General features: G+C 45.0%; 14 protein-coding genes. 3 read left to right on the top strand and 11 right to left on the bottom strand.

What is annotated here, in order from left to right:
• Positions 1-132: 132 nt before the first annotated feature.
• The 9 genes from ATG66_RS00955 to ATG66_RS00915 all read right to left on the bottom strand — a co-directional run bounded on the left by ATG66_RS00955 (position 133) and on the right by ATG66_RS00915 (position 9,413).
• Entirely contained in the window at positions 133-1,305 is a 1,173-nt protein-coding gene (locus tag ATG66_RS00955; protein WP_098413547.1) for a tetratricopeptide repeat protein, read from the bottom strand.
• Positions 1,302-1,922: an energy transducer TonB gene (locus ATG66_RS00950; RefSeq protein WP_098413546.1), complete on the bottom strand. Its 621-nt coding sequence runs from the start codon at positions 1,920-1,922 to the stop codon at positions 1,302-1,304. The genes ATG66_RS00955 and ATG66_RS00950 overlap by 4 nt, the downstream gene beginning before the upstream one ends.
• Positions 1,922-2,326: an ExbD/TolR family protein gene (locus ATG66_RS00945; protein WP_098413545.1), complete on the bottom strand. Its 405-nt coding sequence runs from the start codon at positions 2,324-2,326 to the stop codon at positions 1,922-1,924. Before ATG66_RS00945 ends, ATG66_RS00950 begins: the two co-directional genes overlap by 1 nt.
• Positions 2,323-2,877 (bottom strand): MotA/TolQ/ExbB proton channel family protein, encoded by a 555-nt coding sequence (locus ATG66_RS00940; RefSeq protein ID WP_098413544.1) that lies wholly within the window; start codon positions 2,875-2,877, stop codon positions 2,323-2,325. The genes ATG66_RS00945 and ATG66_RS00940 overlap by 4 nt, the downstream gene beginning before the upstream one ends.
• Positions 2,877-4,244 (bottom strand): MotA/TolQ/ExbB proton channel family protein, encoded by a 1,368-nt coding sequence (locus tag ATG66_RS00935; protein WP_098413543.1) that lies wholly within the window; start codon positions 4,242-4,244, stop codon positions 2,877-2,879. Before ATG66_RS00935 ends, ATG66_RS00940 begins: the two co-directional genes overlap by 1 nt.
• Entirely contained in the window at positions 4,245-5,012 is a 768-nt protein-coding gene (locus tag ATG66_RS00930) for a DUF3450 domain-containing protein (protein ID WP_179885556.1), read from the bottom strand. It abuts the gene before it with no gap.
• Positions 5,013-5,085: 73 nt separating this feature from the next.
• Positions 5,086-7,167 carry a TonB-dependent siderophore receptor gene (locus ATG66_RS00925; RefSeq protein ID WP_098413541.1) on the bottom strand — a complete coding sequence of 694 codons (2,082 nt, stop codon included), beginning with the start codon at positions 7,165-7,167 and terminating at the stop codon, positions 5,086-5,088.
• A gap of 210 nt (positions 7,168-7,377) precedes the next feature.
• Complete coding sequence (locus tag ATG66_RS00920; protein WP_098413540.1) at positions 7,378-8,748, bottom strand: sensor histidine kinase; 1,371 nt, start codon at positions 8,746-8,748, stop codon at positions 7,378-7,380.
• Entirely contained in the window at positions 8,748-9,413 is a 666-nt protein-coding gene (locus tag ATG66_RS00915; RefSeq protein WP_098413539.1) for a response regulator transcription factor, read from the bottom strand. The genes ATG66_RS00920 and ATG66_RS00915 overlap by 1 nt, the downstream gene beginning before the upstream one ends.
• A gap of 169 nt (positions 9,414-9,582) precedes the next feature.
• On the opposite strand from ATG66_RS00915, the gene ATG66_RS00910 reads away from it, so the two are divergent.
• A complete protein-coding gene (locus ATG66_RS00910; protein ID WP_098413538.1) occupies positions 9,583-10,293 on the top strand; it encodes a glycerophosphodiester phosphodiesterase family protein in 711 nt (236 codons plus the stop codon).
• Between the two features lie 37 nt (positions 10,294-10,330).
• Here the strand turns inward: ATG66_RS00910 and ATG66_RS00905 are convergent, their stop codons facing one another.
• On the bottom strand, positions 10,331-10,813 hold the full coding sequence (locus ATG66_RS00905) for a L,D-transpeptidase family protein (protein WP_098413537.1): 483 nt from the start codon (positions 10,811-10,813) through the stop codon (positions 10,331-10,333).
• Between the two features lie 322 nt (positions 10,814-11,135).
• Between ATG66_RS00905 and ATG66_RS00900 the strand changes: the two genes are divergently transcribed.
• Positions 11,136-12,131, top strand: coding sequence for a 2-hydroxyacid dehydrogenase (locus tag ATG66_RS00900; protein WP_098413536.1), 996 nt, complete (start codon positions 11,136-11,138; stop codon positions 12,129-12,131).
• Positions 12,132-12,212: 81 nt separating this feature from the next.
• On the top strand, positions 12,213-12,569 hold the full coding sequence (locus ATG66_RS00895; protein ID WP_098413535.1) for a YibL family ribosome-associated protein: 357 nt from the start codon (positions 12,213-12,215) through the stop codon (positions 12,567-12,569).
• A gap of 186 nt (positions 12,570-12,755) precedes the next feature.
• Here ATG66_RS00895 and ATG66_RS00890 read toward each other — a convergent pair whose 3' ends face one another.
• Complete coding sequence (locus ATG66_RS00890; protein ID WP_098413534.1) at positions 12,756-13,787, bottom strand: cytosolic protein; 1,032 nt, start codon at positions 13,785-13,787, stop codon at positions 12,756-12,758.
• Positions 13,788-13,810: the final 23 nt, after the last annotated feature.

Genomic DNA, 13,810 nt, shown 5'->3' with positions numbered 1-13,810 from the left:
TCGTTCAATAAACGATGTTAACGTTTTTCAAAGTCTTTTCTGCCACTCGCCATAGTGTGTGTGGCTTATCTTGTTCCACTAAACTTGAAAACCCGAGGCTAAGCTCGGGTCTTTTTATCAATAACTGTAGGTTTACGAGTTTTGGGTCGACTCCACTTTGCGCCGCTGAGATAAGTACTTCACCCAACTTTTCGCTTGATTCGACGGCTTAATTTCATCGGCTCGTTTCGCGTTCGCCAATGCATCGTCAAAACGTTGCAGCTTGTAGTAAGCGCGTGTTTTGATAAGTGCGACATCCGCTTTACGACCGCTGACCTTATCCAGCGCCGCAAGTGCTTGCTTGTAGTGGCCTTCTTGAACCAGCAGTTGAGAATAGTTCCAGTAATACTTTCTATCTAACTGAGCAGCAATACGCCAGCTATCAATAGACTCTTCCCACTCTTTTGCCATTTGCCAATACGTCGCTTGCTGAGCTTTTAGCTTACTATTCGAGTTTACATCCTCTAGCTCGTTCATCACCAACGCGGCTCTCTCTGGAATGCCTCGTTTCGCGTACAATTGTGCCAGCAGTTTTAAATCATCTTGAGTGAGCTTTAGCCCTTTCAGTTTTGCCAAAGCCAAAGCGTCTAACGCACGTTTGTTATCCTCAACTCGTAGGTAAAGACTCACTAACTGACGCCACCATTCAATCCGCTCGGGGTCAATCACGATCAAGCGTTTGATGGTTGAGATGGCCGGCTTCCACTTTTTCAGTTCTAGCTCAGCAGAAAGCTTTATCGACAATGCGCCAAGTTTGTCAGGCTGACCAAATTTCTCATAGCGAGCGATTGCTGACAGCACTTTTTGCCACTGGCTCAGCTGATAGTGCGACTGAGAAATACGTAGCCAAAGTTGATGCACTTTTTGGTCCTTAGGCACGTTTTGGCTTAGGGCGTAGTAATGAGGTAAAGCGTTAGAAAAACGTTGCTCATTCAGCAAGATATCGGCCAGCATCTTTCGGGTTTGCCATGCTTGCTCATCTTGCAGCAAACCACTATTGACTGCCAACTCAAGTTGCTTAATGGCCGCTTGAGTTTGCTCATTCTGCCAGTAAAAAATACCCAACATTCGATCCACATAAGCTTGGTCATACCCATGCGAAAGATCCATAGTTTCAAGAGATGAAATCGCTTCTTTTAGCTTCTCCTCTTGAGCCAAGTTATGTGCTCGCTGAACTCTCGCGGCGGTGTATTGGCTTAGCTCGCTGGCAATAGTAGAAAATGCACTCAGGCTCAATACCGTACCAATTAATAATTTTTTCATCATTTGGCTAACTTGAACTCCAGTTTTACGGTTTGTCCGAACTGCTCAATGGACACCCCATCCTCAACTTTTGGTTGATACTTCCATTTTTTAAGCGCACGAATCGCTTCTCTCTCGAACATACGCTTTGGCTTCGCCTCGATCACTTCAATATCTTTTGGTCGTCCGGTTGCGTCAATGGTGAAACGCATAATGACATAGCCTTCAACTCTACGTTTTAGCGCCTTACTTGGATAGCGAGGATCAACACGATACAACGGCAGTGCTTGTTGGTTACCCATCGTCCCCTTCAAGTTTGGTGCACTGATCGCGATGCCATCCAGCGCCGTATTTAAACCCAAAGCACTGACTGGCGTCATCTGGCTCATGGGTTCCATTTGCGTATCGGCTTGAGACAGATCGATTGGCTCCGGCGCTTGTGGTGGTTCTGGTTGCTCTGGCACTGAACGTTGACGACGCTGCACGTCGGCGTCATTCTCTACCATCACCATATCAAAACGAACAGTTTCTGACGCTTCCGGCGCACGTTGGTTGCCTTTATCAACCATCCACGCCATAAAGCTAAACAGGCTCAAAGAAATTAGCAATGATGCTGGGAGTGCAAGTAACAGCCTGCCCATTAAGGTTTCTCCGCCGCCAATGCGATGCTTTTCACGCCCGCGGCTTTTGCCGCATCCATCACTTTCACGACGGTGCCATTGTAAGCATGCTCATCAGCTTGGATAACCAACGAGGCATCAGGCTGATCAAGTAACAGATGTTCAATAGACGCTTCAACACGCTCAATATCAACCACTCGTTTATCGATGTATACGTCATTTGCTGCCGTTACCGCGATAAAAATGCCCGCGTCTTTTTGACTGACAACATTAGAAGCCTGAGGGCGATTCACTTCTACACCGGACTCACGTACAAACGAACTGGTCACAATAAAAAAGATCAACATGATGAAGACGATATCAAGCATCGAGGTGAGATCGACCTGGGCTTCATCTTGTTGGTTAGGTCTGCGTCCGAGTCTCACTTTTGACTCCTTAAAGATTGTTCTAACTGGATAGCTTTTCGTTCACACACTTTACTAAGGCGAGCATGAACAAACATGCCCGCAAGCGCCGCGACCATACCGGCCATGGTTGGCAGCGTAGCAAGTGAGATACCTGAAGCCATCAATTTTGGATTGCTGCTGCCTTGCGATGCCATTACGTCAAACACCGTAATCATGCCCGTCACCGTTCCTAACAGACCCAGCATTGGGCAAATCGCCACAAGTAGTTTGATGGTCGATAGGTTTTGGCGCAGTTCGATTTGCGCTTTTGCAATCCACCCGTCACGGATTTGATGCGCGTACCAAGAGTGGTGCTCTGATCTTGCTTGCCACTGCTCGCAAAGCTGTTTCTTTACTCCTGGAAAAACCGTTGTGAGATAAATAACTCGCTCCATGACCAACAGCCAGCACACCGCCACGACGGCAGCCAGCCACCATAGGATTTGACCACCTTGCTGCATAAAGCTCATCAAGGTTGTGGCCCAATCCTCACTGATCAAACCCAATGTGTTGAGTAGGATCTGCTCCATTACGCTGCGTTCTCCGCTAAGGTGTTAGAGTGACTTTTGTTGCTCGGCATATCACGCTCCGCTTGTTCTGCAACCAAACCGATGCCTTGCTTTTCTAAGATACTGCGAATATTTTCTGCTTGAGAGCCCAATACGTTGTGCGCCAATAGCAAAGGCATCGCCGAAACAAGGCCAAGTACGGTAGTCACAAGCGCCATCGAAATACCACCCGCCATTACTTTCGGATCACCATTACCAAATTGAGTGATCACTTGGAAGGTTTCGATCATACCCGTTACGGTGCCGAGAAGACCAAGCATAGGGGCAAGCGCGGCAAGCAGCTTCAGCATCGACAACCCTTTTTCTAGATGGGTTTGCTCATCAACCACGGCTTCCAAAAGACGTAGCTCTAACGCCTCTACGCTGCGATGCTTGTCTTTCTGGTACACTGCAAGCACGCGACCCAAAGGGTTATCGCCTGGCTGCGCTGGAGTTTTCAGTTGCTTCATGATTTTCTGGCACGAAATCATCAGCGATGCACCACGTACGAGCGCAATCAATAGACCAATAGCCAATAAACCAAGGATGATTTTACCGACAACGCCGCCTGCATTTAGGCGATCAGCCAAAGTCGGTGAGTTTGCCAGTTGTTCAAGAAGAATGCCGCGTGACGGATCAATAACAAGCGCCTCAATGTCACCAGAGGAGATAGTGCTCGCCGTTGGGCCGTTGTCAGGCTGACGTAGATAATTTACCGCATCTCCGCGTTGACCATTCCACTTAACGTAGCCAGTCTCATCCAGCAGCGCCATAGAACCAAGACGAACACCATTAACCGTTTGTTCACGACCTTCGCCATCGAGCAATGTGAAAGAGACGTCTGCCATCTCACCACTTGCTTTGATTTGTTCTTCCATGCTGCGCCACATCGCCTGAAGTTGGGTCAACGTTGGCAGTGATTTAGCCGCAACAATAGCATCGATATCTTTCTGATATGAGTTTGCGTCTACGCCCGTTACCGAACTCTTTAGCTCTGACTCTAGATCTTTTGCGTTCTGGCGAACGACGCCAAATAACTCACCTAAGCTTCCGGTTTCTAAACGTAGCTTTTCTTCTAGCTGCGCCAGTTCTGCTTCATTTTCAGCGAAGGTAACACTTAATGAGTCGGCTTCTGCTTGAAGAGCCGCTCGCTCAGCAACCAGTTTATTCTTTATCGCCTGTAGCTCTTGCTCTGTTTGCTTAAAGCCCGACTCACGCGCTACGTTGTGTGATTGCTGTTGACGATTTTCTTGCTGCGCCTTTTGCAACAACGCATCACTAGCAAACGCTGTATGAGGCATTAATGCGGCTGTCGAAATTAGTGCCACCGATAACCATTTTTTCATCATTTATTTGCCCTCCGCAGCGGTTAACGACACTGGCAGAGTTAACATGCTCGGCGCGATCTGTTTATTCGCCATAGCGAACGCTTTATCTAGCTCTGATTTCTGCTCAGCTCCCACTGGCTGCCATGCTTGTTGCTGCTGTGACCAACTCCAGAATGTCTCACCAGATAAGCTACGCGCTACCAAAGACAAACGCCCTAAATAGAGAATATCCGCCTCCACCGCTTCATTGTCATTCAGGTTGATCTTGCCTTGGTACACACCAAGCTTGGTGCCGTAATCCATCTCGATTTGGTACGCTTCTAAAATGCGACGAAACTTCTCTGCGTCCGCAACATCTGCGCGCGTCATCATGGAATCCAGCTTTGCAATTCGCTCCTCACGTTGCGCTTTGCGTATCGGCTTGTCGTTAGCGACGAGCACTTTTAAACCTTCAAGCATGTGATACATCAAAGGCACGACACCTTGACGTGTTTGAGCGATCTGCTCAATTTGCTCGTTCAAGCTCTCCACTTCTTGGTTTTGACTCGCAACGAGATTTGCAAGGTGATCGCGATAAATCTTCAAGTTACCGACTTCTTCTTGCAGCTGTTCAATTTCAGCATCTAAAGTCAGTGATTTTTCTGCGCTTGCATCAATACGCTTCTGACTTACCGCCGACGATTGGTTTGTTTTACTCTGCACAGCTTGTGCATCGTTTAAGTTCGCCGCGTGAGCGGGAATCAAAACCGATGATATCAACAGAGCGATACTTGATTTCATTAGATTCATACGAGTTATATTTCTGTGTTCCAAAAACGACCAAAGGGGAAGACCAAACTTCCCCTTAAAAATCAAAATTTTATCAGTACTTAAACTGGATTGTTGCCATGTAGTTTCGGCTTTCACCAATCACTACGCCGCTAGCACCATCATACTCAAGAGGGTCTGTTTTACCGCCACCTGCAAAGTATTCAGTATCAAACAGGTTTTCGACATTGAATCGAGCAATAATATCCAAGTTTTCATCGTACTTGTGTTTGTATGACACGCCCATATCGATACGTGCATACCCATCTTTCTCGAAGGTGTTTTCTGCATCACCGTAGCGCTCACCTTCATAAATCAAACCGAGGTTGAGGTTGGTATTGTCCTGAACCTTGTAGCTAGACCATAAACTTGCTGAGAATTCTGGTACGTCTGCTGGACGATTGCCTTTATAGTTTTTACTCTGTGTAATCTCCGCATCTAAGTACATAGCAGAAGCCGTTAACGAGAGCTCCTCTGTGACAAAACCTTGCGCTAGAATTTCGGCACCACGGTGTACTTGCTCACCGTCTTGAGTCACTGTCTCTTTACCCGGGTTATTTGGTGCATCAACTGTCAGCTTGACATTCTCTAGCGTGATATCGAACAGAGCACCTGTTAGGTAAAGACGCTGATCAAACAATTCCCACTTGGTGCCGACTTCGTAAGAGATGCCTCGTTCAGCGTCCAGCTTCTCACCATCGTTCGTATAATCTTCACCACTTACCTGCCCTTGAGGCATAAAGCTTTCTGAATACTGAACATAAATCGAGCCATTCGTTGTCGGGTGGAGAATCACACCAAACTTTGGAGAAACTTGGTTTTCTGTCAGTGCATCATCACGCTTTTCGTCATAACGAACACCCGCAAGCACTTGCCAGTAATCATTAATCGTCATCATATTTTGTGCGTAGAGCCCCCAAGTATCGTACTCTGACGTTGGCGATTTTTTCGAGCTACGATATCCAGGCTTAGGTACGGTTTGCCCAGGTTCTATATTCGCTTCATTATGAAATGCCATAAAGCGATCATAACTATAATCTAAGTAGTTAGCGCCCACTAATAGCCTATTTTCCGTACCAAACAGCGTAAAGTCCGTGGTTACATCCAAATAGGCGGTATCAAATACCCAGTTATCGGTACGATCGTTGCCTCGATGTTTAATCGTATTGCTCTCTTCATACTGACCAAACTTAGGGTAAGACTCTACATCAAAACGCTTAAAGTCTTGGCGGTTGTAACCCGCTTTTACATTCACGTTGTCCGTGACTTGAGCATTAATATCGACACCGTAGTTTTCTACGTCATTATCAATTTCAGACCACTGAGCATCCCAAATGTACTTATCACCGCGAACCGCTTTACCATCGACAATGTAGGCACCAGAATCCACGCTACCATCGTCTTTCGTGCGATCGTAATGGGCCGATACCATAACGTTGTCTGTGATATCGTACTCAACCACTAAACCTGCCACCGTACGATCCGTTTTAGGCTCGGTACCATCACCGTACCTACGCCAAGAACCGTCGCTTTCTTTAGCAAAAATAGCACGAGCGCGTAGCGTCTCTGCATCATTTAGCGCGCCACTCACATCTAATACGGTACGTGAGTGATCATTCGAGCCAATCTCTTGACTCAAACTTGCTTGCGTTTGAGTTGTTGGTTTCTTAGAAACCATGTTTACTAAGCCACCCGGCTCAGATTTACCGTAAAGTAGACCCGATGGGCCTTTGAGTACTTCAACGCGCTCTAAAAGCTCAATTGGCTGACGATAATGTGACCAGTGTTGGCGACCATCACGAAGAAAGCCGTCTGAACTACTAAGCTCAAAACCACGTAAAGAGAAACGTTCGCGGTTACGGCTGGTGCCACCCGCGCTAACACTGGCATCGTTACGTAGCACTTCACCAAGTGTGCTCGCACGCTGCTCATCGATTAGCGTTTCATCGATAACCGCGACTTGTCCTGGCGTTTCCAGCTGCATCATTTCCATGCGCATGGCTGTACTGTTTGTATCCGCCTTGTAACCGAACTCTCGACCTTCTACAACTACATGTTCGTCTGTTTGAACTTCCGCCACTGCAGGTGTTGCTAACACCGCACCGATCACTAATGCCAACGAGCTCTTAGTAAACATATCCTTTCACTCCGATTATTATTTTCGGGCCGCACATTTACTGAATGCGATTCCCTCTTAATGACTTCGCTAGCGAATATAAGTGATAATCATTACTATTTGCATTAAATTTACATTCTTTGCATTGGCAGATTTTTGTAAAGAACGCTCTAATGATTCGAAGTCATTTTTGTGATCCGAGTGGCGATAATTCAGGATTTGTTAAACGCATCACTGGAACATCAAGGTAACACTAAGACCACCTTGTTCACGGTTCTTTGCCGTTACAGTTCCCCTCATAATCCGCATGGATTCTTTTACAATTGCGAGGCCGATGCCGTACCCGCCTAATTTCTTATCTCGCGACGTGTCTAAGCGGGTAAACGGATCAAAGATATCAACCAGCTTGTTCTCTGGAATTCCTGGCCCATTATCAAATACGGAGAGCGTGACAACCTGTTGCCCAGCTTCGTAATGACTTGCCAACGATACCTCTATCTGCGAATTCTCCCCTGAATATTTGATTGCATTGCCGACTAAATTATTGAGACAACGTACAATCAATGTTTCCTCACAATAAGCTGTTGCACACACCGTTTCCGAACAGAATGACAATGTTTGTCCTGGTTTTAAATCGATTTTGCATCGCTCGACCTGCGGTGCGAGCAAGACTTCTAAATCACGACGTTTAATCGCATGGTCGTAACGAGCATTTTCCAAACGGCTGAACTCTAATATCTCGCTGATAAGATGGTTTAACTCTTTGGCTTCATCTTCTAGCCTCGTGACTAGACTTTGCTCGTTTGCTCCTACACGCTTGCGCAGCAGATGTAGAACTAAGTTATGTCGCGCTAAAGGGGTTCGAAGTTCGTGGGAAACATCTCTTATCAGTAATCGCTGTTTTTCCGCTAGAGAATGAATTTGCTGCGTCATGTAGTCAAAGTCTTGTGCCAGCTCATTGAACTCACGTGTATTCGACTTGAGCGCCTTCACCACACTGACATTAAAATCGCCATTGGATAACTTTTTGCTCGCTTCTCTTAAACGATCGAGTGGTTGCTGTAGATTGCGTGCCATCAGTAGCGAAAACAACGCTAGGATCACTGCGGCAATCACGATTTTAAGAATAGAAAAATACAAAATGAAGTCATGAGCAGGGTGCAACCGATACGGGAGCTGGATCACTAAACTATTATTTTGTATTAGAGGGAGATTGATAATCGGGCGATTCACTTTCCCCTCAAGTTGATCATCAATACTCCTTTTAAATTGAAGCTTGAACTCAAAATGAGGATGCATATGACGGTGTGTTAAGGGCTGCTGATGTGCGTCCAATACGAACAGATAAAAACGTTGTGCATTAGCCCAATCCGCAAGTTCATCCATGTCGCCATTTTCAATTAAGACATTGGCTTGATCCGCAAGATCTAGCATCTCTGCCCGCACACTGTCAGGCACTTTCAACATGGCTTTCACTAAAGCTTGCTCGGTGAGAGCCTGTACGACCAAAATGCTCAACACTATCACAGTCATGTAGCTAAAGAGTTTAAACGCTAAACTGTCTTTACGTTTGGCAATATAAGATGGACAAGTAAGCTTCATTAACCGTTTACGGCCTCTAAGTAACTATATCCTTTACCACGGAAGGTCTTGATATGCTGTTTCGATAAGCCGGCCTCAACTAATTTGCGACGTATATTACTGATATGCATATCGAGATTTCGGTCAAAAGGACTCAATGCCTTCTTTAACACTTCGGTTTGAAGCTCTGACTTGGAAATAACAACACCTTGATTTTTAACCAAGTAGCTCAATAAATCCGCTTCAGTGCTGGTTAGGGGCAAACTGCTAATCTGACGGCTGATCGTCTGAACGGTACTGCACATGGTCTGGCGTTGACGCTCAAGACCAACACGACGAAGAATCGCCTTAATACGCATGAGAAGCTCTGGGACATGAAAAGGTTTGCCGATGTACTGGTCCGCACCTGCTTGATAGCCATCAAGCATTGAGTTTTCATCATTTAAAGCAGTCAGCATCAGGATCGGCGTAGCAAAGCGTTGACAGATACGACGGGCCACTTGCATCCCATTTAGGTTTGGCAACATGACATCAAGCAATACAAGGTCCACCGATGCTTTTTCCATATATTGCAACGCACTTTCACCGCAATGAACGGAAGACACCATATAACCCTCTTCACGCAATACGGCTTCTAACAGTTCACACAAAGAAACGTCATCATCCACTATCAAAACTCGAGACATTACCACTCAACCATTAAATGAAAATGCTTCGCATTATATTACTCATTTACAGATTGCACAACCATATCGCGTCAACCGTATTGAGCGAATATAACGACGGCTTTCTCCCCCTATATTCGCAGAAAAAAACGGGTACAATCTATTCATCATAAAAGAGAAGATAAAGAAAATGGAAACGCTGTTAATTGGTCATCGTGGTGTTGCTGGTTCATACCCAGAAAATACGAAAGTCAGTGTTCAAGCCGCGATGGATCTTGGGTTGACTTGGGTAGAAGTCGATGTCCAACCAAGCAAGGATAATATTTTGGTGGTGTGCCACGATCACACTATAAATCGATGCAGTAATGGCAATGGCCGTGTGGATGAACACACGGTGGAAGAACTAAAAAATTTAGATTTTGGTGGATGGTTCAATAAGGATTTTTCTGGTGAAACGATCATGACGCTGGATGAACTGCTTTCCTTAGCGGCAGAAAATAATCTTCACTTGAATATCGAAGTAAAGGTTGACCGCCATCCAGCAAAAGGCGTAGCACAAGTACTTGCTAAAACACTGGCATCAAGCTCAATGCCTAAAAACAGCCTTCTGCTCTCAAGCTTCAGCCATGACGTAATCAGAGCGCTTCATCAGCACTGCGAAGGATATCGATTGGGCGTTTTGAGTGAGTTCTTAACCTCGAAAGACCAGCGTCTACTCGAAGAAGTCAACGCCTATAGTTGCAACCTCAACATTAATTGGGTTCGTTGCCATCAAATTAACCAACTGCAGCGAGCGGGTTATAAAGTGATGTGCTACACCGTCAATCACCCCAAAAAACTGAAACACTTGCCTTCGTTAGATGGTATTTTCAGTGATCATCCGCAGCGCTTCATGTCTTAAAATAAACCGCACATGAAAGGGAGTACACAGATGGGATCTACCACTCAATCGTAATCGGTGTTCCCATCTCCACCAGTTGGAGAAACTCATCCATCTCTTGATTGGTAATCGCAATACAACCGTTCGTCCAGTCAAAACTCTGGATATAGTTCGGCTCCTGACTTTCATCGTTTTTTAAACCATGAATTTTGATGTTACCACCTGGTGAAACACCGCGCCGGTGCGCTTCAAGCGTATCAATGGCATCTGGGTAACTAATATGCACGGAACGATAAAAAGCAGAGTCTGCAATAACGTAATCTAAGCTGTACTTGCCCTCAGGTGTACGATTGTCGCCCTCTTCTTGTTTATGCCCTTTCGGGTTCGCTCCTAACGCGATGCGGAATTCTTTTAATATTGTCCCTTGGTCGAGCAAATACATTCGACGCTTCGACTTATCGATTTTGACAAGATCAACAGCCGCATGGGAACTGATGGTAAAGAAATAACAAAAGAATAAAGAGCACCATTTTGCTGACATCGTCAGAACGCCTACCTAAGAAAAAATGAACAATAAAAGAGCGATTATGCTAGTCAGTTATAAACCATAAAGCAAACGGTACATCTCGCTGGAACATACTACAATCAAGTGACTTGAAGGTACGGTATTCTGAATATTACCGAGACTGCACTAGGTCAAGTTCTCTAAAATAAGTAGTTCAAAATGACTTGGGGTAGCCTCAAATTAATGGCATTTTGATATTACAACAGCAACAGAGTAGATTTCACTATTCATCATGCTTAAGTTACATTACTTTATAAGTATATTTATTTATAAAGTCTGCATTTTCTCAGGGGGAACCATGATTAACATTGCTTTTTTCAGTGCAAAGTCCTACGACGAAGCCTCTTTTAATAAAATCAAAAACAACCGAGACTTCGCGTTTCATTACCACGATTTTCGGTTAACGGCCAAGACCGCCAAAATGGCTCATGATTGTGATGTGGTGTGTGCTTTCGTTAATGATGACCTTTCTGCACCGGTTTTAAAACAACTGGCTTTAGGTGGCACAAAACTCATTGCTATGCGATGTGCAGGTTTTGATAAAGTTGATCAACAAGCTGCTAAAGAACTCGGATTACAAGTGGTTAGAGTTCCGGCCTACTCTCCTGAAGCCGTTGCCGAACATACCGTTGGTTTGATGATGTGCCTAAACCGCCGACTACATAAAGCTTACCAGCGTACTCGTGATGCTAATTTTTCTCTAGAAGGGTTAGTAGGCTTTAACTTTTTCGGTAAAACCGTTGGTGTTATTGGAACGGGTAAGATCGGTATTGCGACAATGAGAATCTTCAAAGGGCTTGGTATGGAGCTCCTATGTTATGACCCTTACGAGAACGCATTGGCTCTAGAAATGGGCGCTCGCTACTGCTCACTTAAAGAAATTTACGCAAATGCCGACATTATCTCTCTCCATTGCCCAATGAGTGAAGAAAACTACCACTTGTTGGACGAAAAAGCTTTCGCACAAATGAAAGACGGTGTGATGATCATTAATACCAGTCGTGGTGAGTTACTGGATTCTCTCGCCGCGATTGAAGCGCTAAAACAAGGTAAAATCGGCGCGCTTGGTTTGGATGTCTACGACAATGAAAAGGACTTATTTTTCCAAGACAAGTCTAACGATGTTATCGTCGATGATGTGTTCCGTCGTCTTTCAGCTTGTCACAACGTGTTGTTCACTGGCCATCAAGCGTTCTTGACTCATGAGGCTTTAAATAATATTGCTTCAGTAACGCTTAGCAACGCAGAAGCATTTTTTTCTGGAAAAATATCTGGTAATGAACTGATTAACTAGGTACGAATCGAGCGGTATAGTAGAGCGTCTGAATTCAGCTATGCTATACTACTCGATTATTTAAATTTGAGCCAAATTACCATGAGCATAAAAACTGATATTCAAAAGCTGCACAACCGTTTAGATAATTACCAACGTAAACTTGATGCGGCTCGTACTCGTGGTGATCACGAAATGATTTCAAAGTTCACGGATAACGTCGAGCAGTTATCTAAGAAGCTTAACCAACTTAAGCACAAGCAAACATACGAGCTTAATCAAGAGCGTAAAAATCTACTTGATATGCCATTCTCTCGTGAAATCACCAAAGAAGAGCAAGCAGACATCGGTAAGCTTAAAAAACGCGTCCGCGGCCTAGTTATTGTGCATCCATTGACTAAAGTAGGTAAAGAGCTGCGCCTAGACGTAATGACAGGTTTCGCACCAAAAGAGTTTTAAAGAAGCTTAATCAATATCACCACATCCAAGCCTAAGCATTGACTTGGGCTTTTTTATTTTCCCTACGGCTACCAACGAAAATACAACCGCTGGATGACATATATAGCCAGAGTGAATGAGCGTAAAGGTCAGAAGCCGAACAACTGACCTTTTCTCAACGGCATACCTTCGCGTTTGCCTTTCGGGCTATAACAATTGTTGCAACTTATACTCTACCACAGGATCGTCAGGCACCAGTTGCTGGGCCACTTCCAACAGTTGTACCGCATCTTGCGGGTTTTCTTGCTGATGTTTAAGCGCAATCTCAACCAACGGCTGAATATCAATTTGTGCCTGATGCTCCTTCACGTGCGCCTTTTTCTCATCAATCAATACATTATGAGCCTTACTCAGTAACCCCAAACGGTGGACGGAGTTGGCGTTGGCCTTGTTCAGACTTTGATAGTAGTCCTCTTTCAGGCGCAAGGTTTTAGTTTGATGACGAAACTGAGCGATGTCTATCTGTTGGTGGCGAATAAAATCCACCGCGACCTGTTTATAAAAGCCAAACTTATTCAAGTAAGTCGCGTGAGTGCCGTGCCCCATACCATAGACCCTCAAATGCGTTAGCTCTGGATAACGTTTGGCATGGCGTCGATCAATGTAATTGGTAGGGTCATAAATAATATAACCTTTGGCCTCTCCTAGATCTACATCGTGATAGTCACCTTCCCAATCAAACTGTTGAGCCAACTCTGTACTGGATCGATCATCCCAAGGAACTAGTGCTTTATTCTTGGTACTAATTGGATGAAACAACAACACCTGATCCAGTTTAAGTAATTTAGCGAAAGCACCAATAGCAAAACCACCTCGACTCAATCCATAGCCTAAGCGAGACTCGAAGGGCTTTAACAATGTCGATAATTGTTCAAGAAAGAAAATCACATTTCGGCTGCGGAACCAATTGCTTTTACCTAGGTGCTGAAAGGAAATAATATTCACTTCCTGTTTCTGGGCGAGGCGGTAACCCCACGGCGCAAAATCCGGATGTAAGTCCTGTTCCTGTATGTTGGTTCCCGCAGGAGAGAAGGTGAACAACAATGGTTTGTTTAGATCAACAAACTCATACTTAACAAACACATCGTCAAGTAAATCTTCTCCGGACATAGGTAGTCTGGTTTGCTGCTCTTCTCGAGAAAGCGTTAACCATTCATCCAACCAGTACAGTAACTTCATTTATCCTCCATCTAAATTGCGCT

This window comes from Vibrio sp. ES.051 (assembly GCF_002563795.1).
In the GTDB taxonomy this organism is placed as follows: Bacteria; Pseudomonadota; Gammaproteobacteria; order Enterobacterales; family Vibrionaceae; genus Vibrio.
This window is presented reverse-complemented; position numbering and strand designations above follow the sequence as displayed.